Here is a 19,693-nt window from a genome sequence, read left to right as displayed (position 1 = left end):
CCCGGCTTCCTGCTCCTTGATCATCCCGATGATCTGTTCCTCGGTGAAACGGCTCTTCCTCATTCGTCTGCTCCTTCCAGCGGGCAGACTCTACATCAGATCGAGGGAACCAACGGGGGGCAGGTCACTTCCCATCACCGACACTGGCTACCGTTCGCATTTCCACCAGCCCGGCACCGTCGAAGAACACGGCGGCGATGTGGTGGCGCAGGTGATGGCATGGCTGGACGAGGAAGCCGCCAAACCCGAATGGCGCGCGCATATCGAACGCAGCAGGCAGGGCGAATTGTTTTGATGTTCGGAGTGTGCCGGTGGAAGAGAGGGCACGCGGAGTCGCGTGACCGTCCATCAATTCCGCAAGTTATTCTACACAAAACCTACACAGGTAAAAATCGCTGATTTTTACCTATATATTTCAAACCTTTGGACGAATCCAAAGATTTGGAGGTGAAGGGAATCGAATAGGATAGCCTAACCCGCTGATTTCATTTTATTAAAGATGTATTGATGTTGGCTAGAGCCCCCAATCTGGCCCCCGGAAGCGCCAAATGTCCGGGTTCGAAGCACTATTTCACTGTTCTGACCCCGAATTTGTAGCGACCCGCCTGGCGCTTGTCACCGCCGAAAATCCCCCCGTCAGCGTCAAGGGCGCCTTTTAAGTCTTAAGTTGGCGCTTCTCCGAGAAATAGATCCTCGCAGGACGGATCAGATGTTTCCGTAGGAGGTGGCGCTGCTCGATCGTGGTCGGCTAGAGATCAGTGATGGCGACAGTCAACCCAGTCAGAGCAAGCCGAGATGGCGATCAATTTCATTACTACTGGGCTGCGCGACGCTGCCTTGCTCTACTGGCGCCGGACACCGACCTGGTTGCGGTCGCGATCGAGGGGCCAGCCATCCCGGACGGCGGACAGTTCGTCGAGGGTGCCGATTCGATCGATGTGGCCGAGTATCGCGGCGCTACTGATCCGACGACGGCGAGCCACGTCCGCTACATCCAGCTGAAGCACTCTACCCTTCGCACCGAGCAGGAATGGGTTGCGAGTGACCTCACCGACACGCTGCAGAACTTCGGCCGGCGCTACGCGGAGCTCGTGAAGACCTTCGGCAAGGCCGATGTCGCTGCGCGGTTCAGCTTCGAGTTCGTCACGAACCGGCCATTCGCCGATTCGCTCGTCTCCGGGTTGGATCAGATCAGGTCCGGAGAGGATAGCGCCAAGGCGCGCGCGGCGGCGCACGCGACCCGTCTGCCTGCCGATGTCGCACCAGCATTCGCCAGGCTGCTGACGCTGACCGCTCGCGTCGAGCATCTCGGCGAGCAGGAGGTCCTGCTTCGCGACGACGTCTCCGGCTACCTGCCCGAGGCCGATCGCGATGCCCCGGTTCACATGAAGGATCTCGTGGCGCAGCGGGCTACGACGAAGTTCGAGGATAGGCCGGAGATCACGCGGCTCGACGTCCTGAAGGCGCTCGGGACGGACACGCGCGACCTCTACCCCGCGCCCTCCCGCATCGAACCACCGCAGACGGTGGTCCGGCGGACGCAACTCGAGGCACTCGCGTCGCGGATCGTCGCCGGTGACAGCCTCAGCATCATCAGCGCGGACGCGGGCGTCGGCAAGACGGTGCTATCGACGCAGCTCGGCTCTCTGCTTCCCGCAGGAAGTCAGACGCTGGTCTACGACTGCTTCGGGAACGGTTCCTACCGCAGCCCCAGCGAATACCGCCACCGATGCCGGGACGGCCTCGTCCAGCTTGCCAACGAGATGGCCGGCCGGTCGCTGTGCAGTCCGTTGATCCCCACCAGCAAGGCCGACCCCGCGGCATATGTGCGGGCGTTCCTTGCGAGACTGGAGGCGGCGGCGGCATCCATCCGCGACAACGAGAGCGCCGCGGTCCTTTGCCTCGTCATTGATGCGGCGGACAACGCCGAGATGGCGGCGGAGGAGATTCACGACTCGCCGAGCTTCCCGCGGCTACTGCTTCGCGTGACGAGCTGGCCATCCAACGTGCGCATCGTGATGACCTCGCGGCGACACAGGATATCGAAGCTTCAACCACCGGCGACGCTCAAGGTTTTTGAGCTCGAGCCCTTCGACGAGACGGAGTCCGCTGCACACCTTCGTGGTTTCTTCCCGACGGCGCTTGATCAGGACGTGCTCGAGTTTCATCGGCAGACGTCGATGAACCCGCGCGTCCAGGCGACCGCACTTTCGCAGCAGGATTCCCTGCGCGACGTGCTCCTCAGTCTGGCAGGTGAACCTCGCACGGTCGAAATCCTGATCGGCGATCTGCTTCAGTCGGCGGTCGACCACGTTCTTGCCGACACGCCGACCGCCGACCAGCACCATATCGCCACGGTCTGCTCGGCTCTCGCGACGTTGCGGCCGTTCGTCCCGCTCGGTGTCGTCGCGCGTGTCGCGGACGTGCCGATCGCGCTGGTGCGCAGTCTCGCCAACGACCTGCAGCGGCCGCTGATCGTGCGCGAGGACGCGATTCAGTTCCGGGACGAGCCCACCGAGACCTGGTTCCGGAACGTCTTCAAGCCAACCGGTGCGCAACTGGAGGCGTTCATCGAGCGTCTGCTCCCGCTCGCCGGCGAGAGCGCATATGTAGCAGCCGGCATTCCGCATCTGCTCCTCGAGGCCGGCCGCTTCGACGAGCTAGTGCGGCTTGCGCTCACCGACGACGCATTGCCGCGGGAGCCTGCAATGGCCCGCCGCGACGTGGCGCTACAGCGCCTCCAGTTCGCTCTCAAGGCGGCGATCCGGGACAAGCGGCATCTCGAGGCGACGAAACTGGCGCTGAAGGCAGGTGGCGAGACGGCCGCGGATGCCCGCCAGCAGAAGCTGATATCGGCGAACACCGATCTCGGTGCACAGTTCCTCGAACCCGACCGGATGCTTGAGCATGTCTCGCGCCGGCTCATCGCGGGCGGCGACTGGGTGGGGTCCGAGCACGCCTACGAGGCGGCGTTCCTGTCTGGTTCGGCCGATCTCGCTGGTGACGCGCGCAGCAGGCTGCGGGTCTCGGACGAATGGCTGATGCACTGGGCCATCCGACCGCCCGTGCCTGGATCGAAGGGGGGCAATGTCACCAAAGTGGACATCGCCGAGATGGCCTTCGCGACGATCAGGCTCGACGGCGCCGCCAGCTGTGCAAAGTATCTCAGGCGGTGGAAGGCGCGCGAGAGGTCCTACGAGGCTGGTCGCATCCTCGTCTCGCGGCTGATCGACGCCGGGGGATTCGAACTGGTCGACGAGCTTTCGATCGCCGCCGGCAACGACCTCGGACTGCTGTTGGCCATCACGTCCGAGCTCGCGGCGGTAGGCCGATTCCCGCCCAGGAAGGCAATCGAGCGCACAACCCGGCTCGTCACCAGCCGACACCTGAGGATTCGAGAGCCGTCGAGCATGGGCGGCGAGATCAAGGTGCTCGCCGCCGTGAGCGATGTCGTGGTCGCTGCCATACGTATGCGTATCGCGCCGCGGCGTCTGCTCGCGCGGACACTGACGCGCTACCTGCCCGCCAGATCGCCTATGCTGGGCGGTCGCTCCGCTGCGTTCCAGAACCGTCGCGGGATCTACATGGCGGCCTACTGCATAAGGGCGGCGCTTCGAGGGGAGGTCGTGACGTCGGAGCGGCTTAAGCCGCCGGAGCTCAAGCCAGCCCGGGGAAAGCAGAAGGGCAAGCGCCGAAGATCCTACAATGCCGACTCCGGCGAGGTGGTCAGGTTCGCTGAGGACATGGGGGTGCTGCTCCCTTGGCATCAGCTCGCGGCCGACGCCCGGCTTGGCAGGATCCTGCCCAAAGACCTTGAGGCCCGCATCGAGGCCGCCAGGGCTGCGTCCTCAAGCGCCGGGTCTCGGCACTACGATGAGGACCGCCCGACCGAGGACGAGGTCGCGATTTTGTGGGGTGAGGTGGCGCTCGGCGCGGCCGCGCCTGCGCGACCGCTCGAAATGTTCGAGCAGTGGCGGCAGGGGCTTTCGCGGCCCCTGTTCATTCCGACGCTGATCGCGGTCGCACGTCGCGCGGGACGGACCAGCGGCTGCGCGAAGACTTGCCTCGACCTAGCGCGGACCGCGTTCACAATAATGTCCACCGAGCGGGAGAACGCTGATGGTATCGCGGACGTGTACGTGGACGCCTGCCGCGCTGTTCTGCTCGTCAGCAGGACAGAGGCCGCCGAATTCTTCGAGCAGGCAATCGAGGTCTCCGGCAAGATCGGCGAGGAAAACCTCTCGAGATGGCAGGCACTTGCCAATCTAGCGGAGGCCACCGGCGCCGATGCTACCGACCGTCCCGAGATGGCCTACCGCTTCTCGAGAGTCGCCGAGCTCGTTGTCGCCTACAGCACGAGCTTCGACTGGGACTACGCCATCGAGGCGTTGGCGGCGCTGTCGCCGGCGTCCGCACCGACGGTCCTGAGCCGGTGGATCGACCGCAAGTTCGCCAATCAGGAGGAGACGCTTGGCGGGCTCGTCGGAGTGCTGGGGACCAAAGGCGCGCTCGATCCGCGCGACGCCATCTCGCTGCTTCCGTTCGAGAGCCGCTGGTCCCGTCTCCGGATGCTGAAGCGCGCGCTTGCCACGGCCGATGCCGCTGACGAGGGTGGCCGGATAGCGGGTCACTTCATCCTATACGCTCGCCGTCGCCATCTCGACGCCAAGGACTGGCGAAAGGTGACGGCGATTCTGAAGCAAGCCGGGGTCGATCCGACCGAAGCGGCGAATTTGGCCCGCACAACCGCCAAGGCGGCGCGAGAGCGCTGGTCTGGCCAGATGGCTAGCCAGGACAGCAGGTTTCGATCGAGGAAGGCCCGAAAAGATTGGAACGCGATCTTCAGGGGACTCTCGCTATGCACGCCCGGCGGGCTCACCGCGGCACAGGAGCGCCTGAAGTCTGGAAAGACGCCATGGTCGCAGGACGTGTTCTATGCGGAAGGGATTGCGCGAGTGCCTGCCGGACAGGAGGCGGACTTCGTCGCTGCTATCGACGCCACGAGAACCGCCGGCCTCTACGATGCCCGACATCTGCTGGAGGCGATCCCCGAGGACTGGTTCGCCAGCCTAGCCGTCAAGCGGGCGACTAGGCGCTTCCTCATTAACCTCGTACAGCGCGAGAACGACCGGGTCACGACGAGCCGCAGCTATCAGCCGCTGCCTTGGGGACTCGCCGCGAAAGTCGGCCTGACGAGGGAGGATCTCTTCAGGGAGGCCGTCGAGGCCATGGGCGACACCGCGCTGCCGGTGGATCACGACGACCTATTCAACTTGGCCGGCCTCCTCTCGACGATGCTCACGCCCGACGAGGCTTCCGAGGCACTGGGATATGGTCTTAGTCTGCTCGAGCCGCTGCTGCTGGACGGCGACGATGGTCCCTGGCGCGCCGAGGTCGCGCCACCGGCATCGGTATCCGAGGCGATCGCCGGCTTCATATGGGCGGCGCTCGGTTCACCGTGGGCCGAACGTAGGTGGGAAGCGGCGCACACCGTCCGGGCGCTATGCGCGCTTGATCGCGGCGTGGTGCTCGATGCGATCGCACGTCTTGCGAGTGATGGGGGCGGGTGCGGGTTCGCCGCACCTCAGCTGCGGTTCTACGACCTGAACGCTCGGCTCTGGCTCACAATCGCGCTGGCGCGGGCGTCCGATGACCACCCCGCCTCGGTGGCGCGGTTCCTACCGCTTCTGGGGATGTGGGGCGCTCGCTCGAACCCGCATGTCCTCGTCAGGGAGTTCGCGGCGCACGCGATCGTGTCTCTCGACGCGAATGGCTTGATGACGCTCGACGACGAACGCCGTGCGGAGCTCACGTCCATAAACAAGTCGAAGCTGACGCCGGGCGAACGTGTTGGAGGGCGTCGGAGGGGCAGAACGCGTGCGGATGCGCTCGACGACGGTTTCCGTGTCGCGCACGACTTCGGACAATATTGGGCGTCGCCGCTGGCCGACGTCTTCGGCGTCGCGACCGGCGTCGTCGAGAAGGCGGCGGTTGGGGTGATCCGACAGCTCTTCGGCCTAGAGGAGGACGGGCATCACGAACGCGACGCCCGGCTGATGCGTCGACAGTTCAACAATGACCACTATTTTCGCCTCTCAAGCTACTGGCCGAACGTCGACGACCTGAAGTTTTACCAGTCGGCGCATGCCTTGATGATCGTCGCCGGCCAGCTGCTTGAAGTGCAGCCGCTCGAAGCCCGTGAGGGCGTTATTGACCGTTTCGCCGAGTGGCTCGACCGACATCGGCTGAGTCTGCGCAGCGAGGTGTGGCTGTCGGACCGGAGGGACGACAAGCCGACGGGTCTCTGGCTGGACCTCTCGATGCAGGGGCCATCGGACCGGCTGGGCGCCGAGGATCTCGAGCGCTTGATACTGGCGCCCAGCGGCAAGATCGTCGCCTCGGCCGAATGGGAAACCCATCGGGGGTTCATCCAGCAGTGCGTCGATATCGACTGCGTGCTGGTGTCGGGTGAGCGCTCGGCCTACCTCGCGCAGGCGCTCCAAAGTGCCACACACCATGACGACTACCGTCTGCCGACGTTGGAGGGCGACGAGGATGAGATCGATCGCGACGGATGGGTAATACGGGGCATCATGCGCCGCGAGGAGGAGGACAGGCGCCTCGACAGATATGACCCATGGGCGGGCGGCCTACGGGCGAAGCTTCCGGTCCCCGGTCAGTCGATGTTGAGCGCAATCGGCGCGACGGGCGACCGGATGGAGCGAGTCTGGCGCGATGCTCGTCGATCGGTGAAGCTTTGTGCGGAGGTCTGGAGCGACGGCGAGGAATCTGACCGCGACATGGTCCACGATCGCGGGCAGCGTCTCCTGGCGACACGAGGGGCGCTCGACCGCCTGATGAAGATCACCGGCATGCACCTGGTTATGGAGGTCAGGCTGCGCATGGATCGGGTGGAGACCCGGCACAGTCGCTATTCGGACAAGGAGAAGATGGATGCCGTCAAAGCCACAAGGTATGTCGTCCTCCGCCCTGGAGGCGGAATCGAGTTCCCTCCAGTCGGTGCTCGAGCTCGGCGAGGCGCTCGTTCGCGAACTCGATCTTGAGCAGTCGAACGACATCCTGGGGCGTTGGATGGCGCACCATCTCGCCGGGCTGATCACGGCCGCTAAGGATGCCCAGGCGGAGCAGAAGGTCCAGCTTGAGGAGCGCTGCCGCGCGGCCGTGCTTGAGGTCTGGCAGCACCGTAACTGCTTGCCCAAGGGTTGCCGGCCATTCGAACCCGTTGAGGGTGTCCTCGACACACTCGCCGCACTCGATCCAGATCAGGAGCGACCGTTCTACTATCGCACGGTGCTGCAATATGACGACTTCGATGACTTCGACGTGCCGGGCGACCCGGCGCCGCGACAGCCGACCTACTTGGAGAAGGCCCGTCGTTTCGACACGGCCGCGCGGTCGGTCATCCGGCATCTGATCGCGCTAGCGGTCCAGAACACGCCGGATCAAATCCTTGAGTGGGTGCGGCTCGCCAAGGAGGCGAAGCTCGACGCGCCGGATGTCACCGCGATCATCCGCCTCGTGCGCGCGTCGGAGGAGGTTGACTTCGATCGTCGCATCGATGCCAGTGTGGTAACAAGGACGCTTCGTTCGCGACTAAAGGAAATGGACGACTTTCTGGCAGGCGCGCAGGCGGTCCGCGAGGACCTAGCCGAGCGGCTTGCTAAGGCTGAGGTCGACATCGGCGGCGTGGACTCCAATGCCTATTAGTCACAACGGCATGACGCCCGCCGATCTGATCGCTGACTTCAATGCACTCGAAAGCACCGCCCGGACCAAGTCTACCTGGCTTGCGAAGCAAACGAGTGCGGTTGCCGCCTACTCGTCGGTTGAGCAGCTGGTCACGGCCGACGATGCCGCGGTGGACGGGAGGTGGCGACGCAGCTTCGATCACCATCTGCGGCATGCACGGGCCGGCATTGCGCGTATCTTCATGCGCCGCGATTGCTTCGTAGGCCTCAGCGTCATCGACGAGCTGATCTTTCAGGCTGTCACTGCAGGTGAGACTGATATCGCCGCCGCCGTCTTTCATGCGATCGTCGGTCATCAACTGCACGATCCCGGCATGATCGTCTTTCCGCTTCACGGATTTGGCATCGCGAGACCCTTGCGGGACTCTTTCCGCGACGGGCCACATCCTCATTTGCTACTCGAGTCCGCGGGCCTTTTCGTGATGGCTCAGACGAACGATATCGAAAAGACGATCACACTCTTGGAGGGCGCGCGGAGCCCGATGGGCATTGCGCACGGTTTTGATGCCGGAGGGATCCGATCCTACACGGCAGGCGACCGCCTCTCCTGGCTCCATCGCAATCCCGTCATGGCATTCCGGTTCAATAGCTACTCACAGGACCCCTACGAAAACCAATTGTTCTACCAGCTGCGGATGAGGACCCTGACCGCGCTGCTGCTCATCGCATCTCTCCAGGCGCCCGGCTTGAAGGGCGAGATGGATAGCAGCCGGGCGAACAATCAGGAAACGCTTGATATCAATCATTATCTGCGAATCGAGGTCTCGCCACGCCTCGGAAGACTAGAGGCTGAACGAATTCCGCGGAACGTCGACGAGCTGTCGCTCGTGGAGGCGAGCGACGTCGATGTGCGGATTTCGCTGGCTGGCTGGAATGAACTGAGCGGCAATGGCGAACTCGAACGCCACCTAGAAACGCTGCGGCAGATCGAGTCAGGGTATCTCACCCATCAGTTGCTCGACAGACGCGAGACGAGGGAAGCCTCGCTCTATGTGAAGCTCGTCCGATCGCTCGATTACTTCCGCCGATCCTTCCGCACGAACGTCCGACCATCGGAACGGGTGATCACGCTCGCGATCGCGTTCGAGACCTTGCTGACGGACAGCTATTCCGGAGGCGTGACAGCCCGAATCCGGCGACGCGCCACTCTTTGCCTGGACCAAGCAGGCGCGCCGCGGGCGCTGAACGCCGCGGTCGAGCAGCTCTTCGACGCTCGGGGAAAGTTCGTCCATAGCGGGTTCGGCCCGGAAGACATGTCTCTACATGATGCCAGGCTCGCTTATGTCGCCTGCCTGTCCACCGTGACGCGCCTTGCGCAGAGCGCCGCGCTCGTGGATCCGGTGATCGGAACTCTGTTGGGCGACAAGCCGTCACCCGTGCCGTTTTGGGTGAGAATTAAACAAGCGTGGCGGGCGCTGCGCGGGCGCTGAGATGCATCCGCGCCGACGCAGGCCGGATCCGACACAGTCCAAGCAGACCATGCGATCCCGAGGCCGGGTGTTGAGACCGCCCTTGAGTGCGTGTCGGCGCCTTTGGTCAGAAGACTTGGACATCCGCGCCGACCACCCGGCGAAAATCCACATAAACGATTTACAGGCTTGGCCCCAGCTCCTGGTACTGAGTGATGCTCTAGACATGTGGACGGGGTCCAAGCCTGTAGGCTTCAAGTTCGACTAGGTATCGGGAAGGGCTGGAAGTCGCGACCGGATTTCCACAAGCTCAACATCAGGGTCGCGAGTTTTCTGGCAACTGCCACCTTCGCCTTCCCGTGCCCCGCGCGAGCCGCCAACTGCCGGCCCCAATCCTTTATGGCGCATTCGGTTTTCGTTCGGCTGATCAACACTCCAGCGGCCATGACAAGATGACCCCGGGTCAGTTTGTTGCCCGCTTTTGTGATTCGCGAACGCTGGCAGATCGTTCCCGACTGCTTCACCCTGGGGACGAGCCCCAGATACGCGCCGACATCCGCGGACGTTGCAAAGCGTATCGGATTTTCGATCGCGCTGTAGAATGAGAGCGCGCTGATTGGTCCGACGCCGGGTATCTGCAGAAATCTCTTGGTGACCGGGTTCGATTCGGCCGTCTGCAGCACTTGCTTGTCGGCCGATTTTACATACCGATCCAGGGCTTCCCTGACCTCGACCATCGGCCCGACCTGCGCGGTGAGATCCACTTCCTCATCGTGCCTTAGCCGGATCAATTCCTGTTCGAGCCTGACCCGCCAACCTTTGTTGGGTGGCGCGGCCTTCGTGTCTCCTCCGTTCTCGCGCAGCAGTGCGCGCACGGCGCTGTCGAGCGCGGTCCTCTGGCGAAGCAACTGGTCGCGGAATACCAGATGGGATCGCAGGCGCTGGATTTCGACACTTTTTACGTGAACTGAGACCGCCGCCGTCCGACGCATCCGCCCCAGGTCAGCCAGACCGCGCGCGTCGTTCGCATCTGTCTTGTTCCGCCTGATCGTAAGGAATTTGTTCGACGTGATCGTGTCAAAAACGACGACCGGGTAGCCGAGCTTCCGCAGCTTTCTCGCAAGCTGGTTGCCCATGCCGGCTTCGATGCTGACGCGCACACCACCGATCTGGGTAAAGGGCTCGAGAACTTCAGCAACGCCAGGAATGTCTGATCTTGCCATTTGCTCGAGCAGCACCTCGCCCGCATCGCTCGTGACGCAGATCGCCGTTTTGCCTTCTCCGATGTCCAGCCCGGCCCAGAATTGTTGCATTTCCACCGCAACCTCCAACTATCAAACGGGGAGCGCGCACCACCTTGAGAAGCTAGGTCGCACCGTTGGCCGGCGCGCCTATTGCGAGGTTCCGGCGAAGCGTTTCCCTTGTCCCTGTGGACGCTGAAATATTCTCCTAAGCCTATGAATAGTTTATGAAGTTTTTTAGTTCAGCGGGCTGTCTCCATATAAGATGAGCGTTTCGCGCTGTTGGCGCGACCCTGCTCTATTCCGCTGCGCTCCACCGAGCCGCGCTGCGCGCGTCTCGTCCCATTCGGGCAACGATCAGTAACGCATGGGGCCGGCGCTGCGCGCCGACCCGGCGGTCGCCGCGCCGTGGGCGCGGCGGCGTTGGCCTGGCGGCGTCGATCTGGCGGGTGGGCGTCGCTACCCTTTAGGCCCGCCGCGCCGGGCCGCAACTCGGCGTTGCCGAGTCCTCCACTGCGTTCTGGTCCTGCGGATGCAGCCCGGCTCTGTCGGCGGGCCTGCCGGTTCGCTCCTGCCGCCCACCCGCCATTCCGGCGCCGGTTGCGGCGGTTTGAAGGAGTGAGAAAGATGGAACTCAAGCATATCGACATCGCCAATCTCGCCATTTCCAGCGTGAACATGCGCGGCAAGGGCAAGGCCGACCTGTCCAACATCCTGCCATCGGTGCGCGCACGCGGCGTGCTGGTGCCGCTGATAGTGCGGACCAATGGCAGTCCCGACACCTATGAGATCGTCGCGGGCAAGCGGCGCTATCAGGCCGCGCTGGCGGTGGCGCAGGAAACCGGCGAAGCCGAGGCACTGCCCTGCGCGGTGATCGAAGCCGGCGACGACGCGGCGGCGCTCGAAGCCTCACTGATCGAGAATATCGCCCGGCTCGATCCCGATGAAGTGACCCGCTGGGAATGCTTCACGCGGTTGGTGCGCGAAGGCCGAACCCCCGAGCACATCGCGACCACCTTCGGGCTGACCGAGTTGCAGGTGAAACGGACACTCGCGCTGGGCAACCTGCTCCCGCGCATCCGCAACCTGTACCGGCGCGGTGAGATCGACGCGGCCACCGTGCGGCATCTGACTCTCGCGACGAAAGCGCAGCAACAGCAATGGCTGGCATTGCTCGACGATCCGAACACCTATTGCCCGACCGGCCATTCCTTGAAGGCGTGGGTGTTCGGCGGCATGTCGATCCCGGTCAGCGCCGCACTGTTCGATGTCGATGGTTACAGCGGCGGCATCGTCTCTGACCTGTTCGGCGACGATCGCTATTTCGCCGATGTCGCGGCGTTCTGGACCGCACAGAACGAAGCGATCGAGGCTCGCATCGAGACCTATCGCGAGGCCGGATGGAGCGACGTCGTCGTGCTGCCGCAGGGTGAGCCATTCCATAGCTGGGAGCATGAGCGTTGCCCGAAGCGCAAGGGTGGCAAAGTCTATGTCGTGGTCAGTGCGCGCGGCGATGTTGCCTTCCACGAAGGCTATGTGACCGTCAGGGAGGCGCGCAAGCTCGCGAAGGACGAAGCCATCGACACGCCCAAGCGGCCCGAGGTTTCCACCAGCCAGCAGGACTATATCGATTTGCACCGCCACGCTGCCGTCAGAGCGCGGATGATCGCTATGCCCGGCATCTGCCTGCGCGTCGCGGTCGCGCATATGATCGCGGGATCATCGCTGTGGACGGTCAGGATCGAACCGCAGCGTGGCCCCGATGCCATTGTCGAGAGCGTCGAGAACAGCCTGTCCGAGGCGCGGTTCGATGCCCAGCGGCGCAAGCTCTTGGCGGCGCTGGACTATGACCCCGATGCCCCGACCATCGCGCGGGGCGGGGGCACACTGACCGGCCTGTTTGCGAAGCTGTCCACCCTCGATGATGCGACCGTCATGGACATATTGGCGGTGGTGATGGGCGAAACGCTCGATGCCCGCAGCGATCTGGTCGATGCGCTGGGGATGCAGCTTGGCATCGACATGGCAGAAGTCTGGCAGGCCGATACCGCCTTGCTCGACGGCATTCGCGACCGCGAGGTCATCGACACGATGCTGGCCGAGGTGGCGGGCAAGGAGATTGCCGACGCCAACGTCAAGGAAACCGGCAAGGTCAAACGCCAGATCATCCGCGACTGCCTCGACGGCACCAATGGCCGTGCCAAGGTCGAGGGCTGGGTGCCGCGCTGGCTGCGCTTTCCGGCCACTGGCTACACTGAACGGGGCGGTGTCGCGAGCGTCGGCCGGACGGCCAGTGCGGTCGAAGCCATGACCCCGGGGGGCGCAGCGGAGCACCATGCCGAGAGTGATGTCGCGCCCATGATGAAGGCTGCATGACCCGCCTTGACCGGCGGTCTGCGGCCCGCCGGTCCCTTGTTGCACGGGAGATATCCCCATGACCGACACCCCCGAACCCGACATGAATCAGCGCGCGGAGCGCGCTCTGGAACGGTCGATCAAGCCGAGCGATCCGATATCGAGCGGGGCATCCGATCCCGAACTATTGGCACGACTTGAAGCGGCGTTGCTATCAATGCCCAAGCTCCGCCGCGAGATATTTTTGGCGGTGCGCCTGGACGCGATGACTTACGATCAGATCGCCAAAGTAACCGGCCTTTCCTTGCGTGCTGTCGAACGCCAATTCGCCCGCGGCCTGTGCCAGCTTGATTATCACCTGCGGCATGGTGAAGCCCCGCCGCACCGGCATTGGTGGCAGCGATGGCGGCAAAGGTGATGATTTTACCGCCAATCTTGCCGTCTTCACGCGGCACGGTTGGCGGATGTGTCATGCCGGGTTAGGACTGTTCCCATGAAGACCGGCCTCGATCATCTGCCCGACGGCAAGCAGCGCGAACTGGCGCATGTGGTCGAGATCGTGCGGGCCGGGTTCGCGCGCGCGACCGCGCAGCGCACCCAGCCGCGCTTCCGCGATGGCCGGTTGCTCAAGGTCATATTGTTCGGCTCCTATGCGCGCGGCGACTGGGTCGAGGATCCGGTCGGGCGCTATTTCTCGGATTATGACCTGCTGGTCGTCGTCAATCATGACGATCTGACCGACCTCGCCGAATTCTGGGAGAAGACCGAGAGCCAGCTTCTCGCCGACCTGTCGGCGGGCACCGTGCTGCGCACGCCTGTCAGCCTGATCTATCACAGCCTCGACGAGGTGAACGAGAAGCTGATGCTCGGCCGCTACTTCTTCATGGATATCGTGCGCGACGGCATCGTGCTGTTCGAGGAGCCGGGCCATCCGTTCGCCGACCCGCAACCATTATCCCCAGCGCAGGCCTTGCAAGAGACGCAGGATTATTTTGATGAGTGGTTCGAGAGCGCGCGCCGCCGTTTGGAAATAGCCAATGAAGACCTCACGAAAGGCTATTTGAAGGAGGCGGCCTTTGACTTTCATCAGGCCACTGAACGCTTCTATCACTGCCTGTTTCTGGTCCGCACTTTGTACAGCCCCAAGACCCATAATCTGAACCGGCTGCGCGACCTGGCCGAGGAACTCGAACCCTCGCTGAAAGCCGTCTGGCCGCGCGAAACCCGCTTCGAGAAACGCTGCTATGCGCTGCTGCGCGATGCCTATGTGAAGGCGCGCTATTCGCGATCCTATCGCATTACCGCCGAGCAACTCGACTGGATCGCGGCGCGCGTGACGCTGCTCCAGACCCTTGTCCGGCAAGCCTGCGAAATGCGGATCGAGACCCTCGCCAAGGCGGCGTGAGGTTTGAGGTGGATAGTCGCTCTGGCGGAAAGCGACCACAATGTCGGCCTTGCAGTTCTGGTTGTCGAAGACCTGAAACATGCCGTCCGCCGGACACCCGTTGCTCGGCTCGATGATTAGTTCAAAGCTTCGCCACGTCTCCCACTGGAGGTGGTGGCAAAGCGGTCAACGTATCGAGTCGCTTCCATTCGTCATTGCGCTGGCGCATTTCCGCTACCTTGGCGTTCGCATCGTTACCGAACACCATGTCGGCAAACGCCTTGTCGTTCACGTCGTAGCTCTTGGCCCAACCAAGAAAGTGGTTCCAAATGTGGGTCGAATGACCAAGGCAATCGGAAAGCATCAATTGCCCGGTCGCTTCAGCGTCGTTTAGAGCCGTTTGTGATCATACCGCAGCATATCCGGCATGCCTGAAATAGTTTGAGCACTGATGCGGCGGGAAGTCGTCGAGGAGAGAGCCGATCCGGTTCCACAGGCCCTCGCGTGTTCGCTCGCCGGCCTTTCGCAACAGGTGTTTGAGCTTGGCGAAGACCATCTCGATCGGGTTCAGATCGGGGCTATAGGGCGGCAGGAAGAGTAGCGTTGCCCCGCAGGCCTCGACCAGTGCGGCGGCTTCTGCGCCTTTGTGGCTGGATAAATTATCGAGGATCACGACGTCGCGGGCCTGAGTTCGGGAGCAAGGTACTGGCGGACATATTGGGTAAAGATCGCCCGGTTCATCGGCTCATCGACGACGAAGGGGGCGACGATCCCGTCGCTTGCCAGGCCTGCGAGGAAGGTCGTGATCTTCCAGTGTCCAGCCGGGGCATAGCCCCGCACCCGCTTGCCACGCGGGCCGCGCCCGTAGCGCCGGACCATGTTGGTGGTGACGCCGGTCTCGTCGAGGAAGATCAGGCGCCGCTCAGAGAGCACAGGCTGCATCGCCCGCCATGCCGCGCGTCGCGCGACCACGTCAGGCCGGAGTTGCTCGGAGGCGTAGACGCTTTTTTTTGAAGCTGATCCCGTTGCCCGTGAAGAAACGGCTCAGCATCCCGGCATCGGCCTTAACGCCGTGCTCGGCCAGCAGGCGCTCAGCGACCGCAAGCAGTGTCAGGTCCGGTTCCGCCTCAATCAGCGCGAGCAGCCAGCCCCGATGCCCCGACAGGCGCGACCGCCGGTCGCCGCCCTGGGCCAGCGCGCCGCGCCGACCTTGTCGCAGCGCTTGAAGCCACCGCACTGCCGCTGCGTCGCTGATCCGATAGCGCCGGGCCGCCTCCCGGCGCGACAAACCCTCTTCCTCAACCGCAGCAATCACCCGATCGCGCAAATCCTGCGAATACGCTCTGGTCATCCATGCCGACCTCCAACAGCCAGCAGGTTGAATCAGAACTCAGTCACTTTGGGAATCCCCCTCCGACTCCGTCAGATCACAAACGGCTCTAGTAGCCGCCATGAGCCTGGAACCGGATGCCCGCCCAACTCGCAATGAAAGCTATAGTCAGCACTCCGGAAATGACCGTCAGCCGCCTTGCGAAGCTTGGCTGGCGTGAAGAACGAATACCGTTCCTCGCGTGTGCTGCGAAGCCAACGGCGGCATTCTTCATCGTTCTTTTCGAACGCCCACGCCAAATATTCAACTTCGACAAGCTGTCGGACAAGTGCCGCGCCAGCGTAATGACGGCGGCTGTTCACAAGGTCGGCGCAACCCGATACGAGTTCGCTCGCAATGCGTAGCAGCATCGAAACCGCCACCACGGCATCATCACCATGCCCAAACGGTGAAAGGCCGTCGCGCCGGTCGAAACCAAGTATGTGACCGCAGACGAACAGCTTCTCACCCAAGGCCTTGAACGTTTCAGCGGTGAATGCTGCAAAACTCGATCGTGCGGCAATGCTCGACGGATCAACCGCCGCTCGCCGAATAGCTTCGCGCGGTAAGTCGAGATCGTTATTGTTCACACGACTCTTATACCGAACGGGCCGCCGAAATCGACGTATTTGGTTGGCGAGGCCGCTAACGTGAATGTCGGTTATACCAACCTTGCCGCGCGAAACTGGCCGGGCCGCTTTCCACCCCAATTTTGACGTGGGTTACGACCAAGGCCGCCTGTCTGACATTGATATCGAACGCCAGCTGCCGCGCATCTTGCGCATCATCGGCATCGATCGGGCAGAGCGTATCGCCGCCGCAGGCGAGCGTAATCCAGTCGATCCGCCAGCCAATTTCGAGCCGATCAGCACCATCTTCGCGTGTGATTTTGATGATTGCGGCACCTTCCACGTCGAGCGAAAACCGGCAGCGATTGCTGTCGGCATCATAACCACCGCGGATCAGACTGCCGTCGGAAATCGCCAACGAAAAGCCTTCCGTTTTCGCCCGTGCGGGCAGGTCGAGCAGCGTCTCGACATCACCAGTCAGCCTCAGCCGGTGACCATCGATGGCTTAATTTGGACGCCCACTGGCCCGTTCCTCGTCGTGATTCGGCAGAGCAGCAAGGATGAAACAAACAAAGAACATTGTGCAAGGAGAGGGTGAGAAGGCGATGGCAAGATTGAAAGCTGTGCCTCCATGAGGCCCAGAAAGTGGCGTCTGCACGTCGTTTAAGGGGGAGGCATGAGGTGGGGCTGCGCCGATAATTGCCTCCACCGCAGTGCCATGCTGGCCGGGAATGGCGCAGTTCCGGGCGCTAGGACGGTGCCGTCTTTGGAGCACCTTGAACGGCAGCGCGGTCATCCCCGCATCACGGTGGTTCTGCCGTGATGAGGTTCCTGTGATGCCCGACGATCCGTTCGAACTCTGGCTTGGCCGTTTGGGAAATGACCGCCCGTTCGCACACCGGATGCGCGGCGCTGTCAACCGCGCGGGCGGCACGGTGACGAGGAAGGCGAGCAGTTTTACCGGCGTGCGGATCGGGCGCGGTTCTGGGGTGGGGCGGATACTCGCGTCGCGTGGCGGCTGGACCGGCCGGCGCGTCGTGGTCAAAGCCCGGATCGTAAAGCTCGGCGGCAAGGGGCAGGCGGCGGCAGTCGCCCACCTGCGCTATCTCCAGCGAGACGGCACCACGCGCGAAGGCGAGCGCGGCCAGCTCTATGGCCGGGCCGCCGAGGCCGTCGACGGCAAAGCCTTCCTCGAACGCGGCAGTGGTGACCGCCACCAGTTCCGCTTCATCGTCGCGCCCGAGGATGGTGCCGAATATGAGGATTTGAAGCCCCTGGTTCGGCGTTGGATGACGCAGGTCGAGCAGGACCTGGGAACGAAGCTCGACTGGGTGGCGGTCGACCACTTCAACACGGGGCATCCCCACAGCCATGTCATCGTCCGGGGCAAGGATGATCGCGGCAAGGACCTGATCATCGCTCGTGAATATGTGACCCAGGGCTTGCGCGCCCGTGCCGCTGAACTGGTCGACCTCGACCTGGGACCGCGTTCGCCACAGGAAATCCTGCGCGCCAACAGCCAAGAGGTTGAGCAGGAGCGCTTCACCGGGATCGACCGGCGTCTGTTGCAGGCCATCGGCGAGGACGGGCTGGTCCGTCCCGCCCATCAGGAGGGTGTCGAGCAGTCGCTGCGTGCCGGGCGGCTCCAGACGCTCGGACGGATGGGGCTGGCACGCGAGGAGGGACGAGGAAACTGGCGGCTCGATGCCGACCTCGAACGGACGCTGCGGTTGATGGGCGAGCGCGGCGACATCATCCGGACGATGCAGCGCGCCATGACGCAGCGCGCGCCCGAGCGATCCCCCGCCGATTACACCATCTATGATCCGGACGAAGGCGGGGCCGCCCCGATCATCGGCAGAGTGGTCGCGCGCGGCCTCGCCGACGAATTTGCCGACCGCCATTATCTGATCGTCGATGGCACCGATGGTCTCAGCCATTATGTCGATATCGGGATCGATGCCCCGGCTACCAGTGCGCGAGAGCTCGTCAGGATCGCACCGGCCGGCGTTACGGTCCGGGCCGTCGATCGCACCGTCGCCGAGATCGCCGTCGCGCATGGCGGCAGCTACAGCGTCGATCTGCACCTCCAACATGACCCTTCCGCGACCGAAGCCTTTGCCGAGACGCATATCCGCCGGCTTGAGGCGTTCCGCCGGGGCACGGGCGATGTCGAGCGGCGGCCCGATGGAAGCTGGGCCGTCGCGCCCGATCATCTGGCACGGGTCGAAGCCTGGGAGCGCGGAAAGCTGCGCGACCAACCGGTCACCATCGAGACGCTGTCCACCGCGCCGGTCGAGCAGCTTGCGCGACATGATGGCGTGACCTGGCTCGATCGGGAACTGACCACCCCGAACCCGACACCGACGGGGCGGGGCTTTGGTGCCGAGGTACGCAAGGCGCTCGATCTTCGTCGGCAATGGCTGGTCGAGCAGCAACTGGCCGACGGCGAGGGTGAGAATATCCGCGTGCGCGCCAATCTCCTCGCGACACTCCGCCTGCGCGAACTGCGCCGGGTGGCTGGGCAGTTGAGCGAGGAGCTGGGCATGCCCTTCGCCGAAGCGAAACACGGCCAGCTGGTCGAGGGCATCTATCGCCGACAGGTCCAGATCGGCGATGGGAAATATGCCTTCATCGAGAAATCCCGTGACTTCACGCTCGTCCCCTGGCGGCCGGTGCTTGAGAAGGCGATTGGCAAACAGGTGTCTGGGATCATGCGTGAGACCGGCGGGATCAGCTGGACGATCGGGCGTGGCCGGGGGCTGGGCATCTCCTGATCGCCCGTGCCGAGCCCAACAGCGCCCATCAGCACCATCATCAGGGATGGCACGGGCGGATATTGTGGTCCGATGCAGACCAGCAAGATCCGCCACCAATTCTATCTGCCCGACGATCTGTCGCGGGCGCTGGACGAACTCGCGTCGAAGCCCGGTTCGTCCAAGACCGCGATCCTGACCGATGCCTTGCGCGCCTGGTTCGATCGCAAGGCGAGCAACGAGATCGACGAACGCTTCGGGCCGCGGCTCGACCGGCAGCAGCGGATTGCCCAGCGCAGTGAAGCCATGCTGGGCGCCATCGCCGAAATGCTCGACCTGTTCGTGGCGCATCAGCTCACGCTCACCGCCCACCAACCACCGTTCGATACCGAGACCGGGCAGCTCGGCCGCCAGCGTTACCAGCAGTTCATCGATCAGGTCGCGCGCCGGCTTGCGAGCAATCGGGGGGTGCCGAGGCTTATCGCTGCGATCGAGAACAACGATGACAGGAAGGACATCGCATGACCGACGCCCAGCTCCAGCCAATCGCAGTCAGGGTCAAGGAGGCCTGTCGGTTGACCGGCATCGGCAGGTCCAAGTTCTACGAACTGATAGCCGACGGGCGCATTGAAATAGTTAAAGTCGGCGCCATGACGCTCGTGCCCATCGACAGCCTACGCAGCCTCATCGATCGCAGCCGGCAGGGGGGCAAAGTGGGCACCTCCATCTACCCGCTGGTGTGAGCGATTTTCGGCAGGCGTGGCGGGATTTGACGTACTGGGTGCCTCAGGGGCCCCGATATTGCCGTTTTCCTGCGGCTTTCCGGATCATCGGACGCATC

The 19,693-nt window shown here is 63.5% G+C and carries 14 protein-coding genes and 1 pseudogene; 11 read left to right on the top strand and 4 right to left on the bottom strand.

All coding sequences use genetic code 11. The features are described from left to right. Positions 1 to 43 precede the first annotated feature (43 nt). From WC704_RS17650 to WC704_RS17635, 4 genes are all read left to right on the top strand, one after another. On the top strand, positions 44 to 295 hold the full coding sequence (locus tag WC704_RS17650) for a hypothetical protein (protein ID WP_372892339.1): 252 nt from the start codon (positions 44 to 46) through the stop codon (positions 293 to 295). Positions 296 to 761: 466 nt separating this feature from the next. Then, positions 762 to 7,064: a hypothetical protein gene (locus tag WC704_RS17645; protein WP_372892335.1), complete on the top strand. Its 6,303-nt coding sequence runs from the start codon at positions 762 to 764 to the stop codon at positions 7,062 to 7,064. After that, entirely contained in the window at positions 6,976 to 7,728 is a 753-nt protein-coding gene (locus WC704_RS17640) for a hypothetical protein (RefSeq protein ID WP_372892333.1), read from the top strand. The genes WC704_RS17645 and WC704_RS17640 overlap by 89 nt, the downstream gene beginning before the upstream one ends. 10 nt (positions 7,729 to 7,738) lie before the next feature. Further along, a complete protein-coding gene (locus WC704_RS17635) occupies positions 7,739 to 9,199 on the top strand; it encodes a hypothetical protein (protein ID WP_372892331.1) in 1,461 nt (486 codons plus the stop codon). Between the two features lie 233 nt (positions 9,200 to 9,432). On the opposite strand, the gene WC704_RS17630 is transcribed toward WC704_RS17635, so the two are convergent. After that, on the bottom strand, positions 9,433 to 10,491 hold the full coding sequence (locus WC704_RS17630; RefSeq protein ID WP_372892337.1) for an IS110 family transposase: 1,059 nt from the start codon (positions 10,489 to 10,491) through the stop codon (positions 9,433 to 9,435). A 555-nt stretch (positions 10,492 to 11,046) separates the two neighbouring features. Between WC704_RS17630 and WC704_RS17625 the strand changes: the two genes are divergently transcribed. The 3 genes from WC704_RS17625 (at position 11,047) to WC704_RS17615 (ending at position 14,179) form a co-directional block, all read left to right on the top strand. Continuing rightward, complete coding sequence (locus WC704_RS17625; RefSeq protein ID WP_372892329.1) at positions 11,047 to 12,795, top strand: ParB/RepB/Spo0J family partition protein; 1,749 nt, start codon at positions 11,047 to 11,049, stop codon at positions 12,793 to 12,795. Positions 12,796 to 12,853: 58 nt separating this feature from the next. Further along, positions 12,854 to 13,192 (top strand): sigma factor-like helix-turn-helix DNA-binding protein, encoded by a 339-nt coding sequence (locus WC704_RS17620; RefSeq protein WP_372892327.1) that lies wholly within the window; start codon positions 12,854 to 12,856, stop codon positions 13,190 to 13,192. A 75-nt stretch (positions 13,193 to 13,267) separates the two neighbouring features. Then, positions 13,268 to 14,179 carry a HEPN domain-containing protein gene (locus tag WC704_RS17615; protein ID WP_372892325.1) on the top strand — a complete coding sequence of 304 codons (912 nt, stop codon included), beginning with the start codon at positions 13,268 to 13,270 and terminating at the stop codon, positions 14,177 to 14,179. Positions 14,180 to 14,300: 121 nt separating this feature from the next. Here WC704_RS17615 and WC704_RS17610 read toward each other — a convergent pair whose 3' ends face one another. The 3 genes and pseudogenes from WC704_RS17610 to WC704_RS17600 form a co-directional block, all read right to left on the bottom strand. Next, positions 14,301 to 14,450 (bottom strand): hypothetical protein, encoded by a 150-nt coding sequence (locus WC704_RS17610; protein ID WP_372892323.1) that lies wholly within the window; start codon positions 14,448 to 14,450, stop codon positions 14,301 to 14,303. Positions 14,451 to 14,564: 114 nt separating this feature from the next. Then, positions 14,565 to 15,509: pseudogene (locus WC704_RS17605) on the bottom strand (IS630 family transposase). 71 nt (positions 15,510 to 15,580) lie between these two features. Further along, positions 15,581 to 16,117 carry a hypothetical protein gene (locus WC704_RS17600; RefSeq protein WP_372892321.1) on the bottom strand — a complete coding sequence of 179 codons (537 nt, stop codon included), beginning with the start codon at positions 16,115 to 16,117 and terminating at the stop codon, positions 15,581 to 15,583. Between the two features lie 64 nt (positions 16,118 to 16,181). On the opposite strand from WC704_RS17600, the gene WC704_RS17595 reads away from it, so the two are divergent. From WC704_RS17595 to WC704_RS17580, 4 genes are all read left to right on the top strand, one after another. Further along, a complete protein-coding gene (locus WC704_RS17595) occupies positions 16,182 to 16,694 on the top strand; it encodes a hypothetical protein (RefSeq protein WP_372892319.1) in 513 nt (170 codons plus the stop codon). A gap of 238 nt (positions 16,695 to 16,932) precedes the next feature. Continuing rightward, on the top strand, positions 16,933 to 18,873 hold the full coding sequence (gene rlxS / locus WC704_RS17590; RefSeq protein WP_372892316.1) for a relaxase/mobilization nuclease RlxS: 1,941 nt from the start codon (positions 16,933 to 16,935) through the stop codon (positions 18,871 to 18,873). 72 nt (positions 18,874 to 18,945) lie between these two features. After that, positions 18,946 to 19,377: a ribbon-helix-helix protein, CopG family gene (locus WC704_RS17585; protein WP_372892314.1), complete on the top strand. Its 432-nt coding sequence runs from the start codon at positions 18,946 to 18,948 to the stop codon at positions 19,375 to 19,377. Next, positions 19,374 to 19,595 (top strand): helix-turn-helix domain-containing protein, encoded by a 222-nt coding sequence (locus WC704_RS17580; RefSeq protein WP_372892312.1) that lies wholly within the window; start codon positions 19,374 to 19,376, stop codon positions 19,593 to 19,595. Before WC704_RS17585 ends, WC704_RS17580 begins: the two co-directional genes overlap by 4 nt. Positions 19,596 to 19,693: the final 98 nt, after the last annotated feature.

Origin of the sequence: Sphingomonas sp., from assembly GCF_041661885.1 — a bacterium.
Lineage (GTDB): Bacteria > Pseudomonadota > Alphaproteobacteria > Sphingomonadales > Sphingomonadaceae > Sphingomonas.
Note: the sequence above shows the minus strand (reverse complement) of the source record. Positions and strands in the feature narration are given on the sequence as shown.

What these genes read in the sequence shown, in the direction of transcription:
- WC704_RS17645 (WP_372892335.1), top strand. Translation starts at nt 762, where the DNA reads ATGGCGACAGTCAACCCAGTCAGAGCAAGCCGAGATGGCGATCAATTT.
- WC704_RS17640 (WP_372892333.1), top strand. Translation starts at nt 6,976, where the DNA reads ATGTCGTCCTCCGCCCTGGAGGCGGAATCGAGTTCCCTCCAGTCGGTG.
- WC704_RS17635 (WP_372892331.1), top strand. Translation starts at nt 7,739, where the DNA reads ATGACGCCCGCCGATCTGATCGCTGACTTCAATGCACTCGAAAGCACC.
- WC704_RS17630 (WP_372892337.1), bottom strand. Translation starts at nt 10,491, where the DNA reads ATGCAACAATTCTGGGCCGGGCTGGACATCGGAGAAGGCAAAACGGCG.
- WC704_RS17625 (WP_372892329.1), top strand. Translation starts at nt 11,047, where the DNA reads ATGGAACTCAAGCATATCGACATCGCCAATCTCGCCATTTCCAGCGTG.
- WC704_RS17620 (WP_372892327.1), top strand. Translation starts at nt 12,854, where the DNA reads ATGACCGACACCCCCGAACCCGACATGAATCAGCGCGCGGAGCGCGCT.
- WC704_RS17615 (WP_372892325.1), top strand. Translation starts at nt 13,268, where the DNA reads ATGAAGACCGGCCTCGATCATCTGCCCGACGGCAAGCAGCGCGAACTG.
- WC704_RS17595 (WP_372892319.1), top strand. Translation starts at nt 16,182, where the DNA reads ATGTCGGTTATACCAACCTTGCCGCGCGAAACTGGCCGGGCCGCTTTC.
- rlxS (WP_372892316.1), top strand. Translation starts at nt 16,933, where the DNA reads ATGCCCGACGATCCGTTCGAACTCTGGCTTGGCCGTTTGGGAAATGAC.
- WC704_RS17585 (WP_372892314.1), top strand. Translation starts at nt 18,946, where the DNA reads ATGCAGACCAGCAAGATCCGCCACCAATTCTATCTGCCCGACGATCTG.
- WC704_RS17580 (WP_372892312.1), top strand. Translation starts at nt 19,374, where the DNA reads ATGACCGACGCCCAGCTCCAGCCAATCGCAGTCAGGGTCAAGGAGGCC.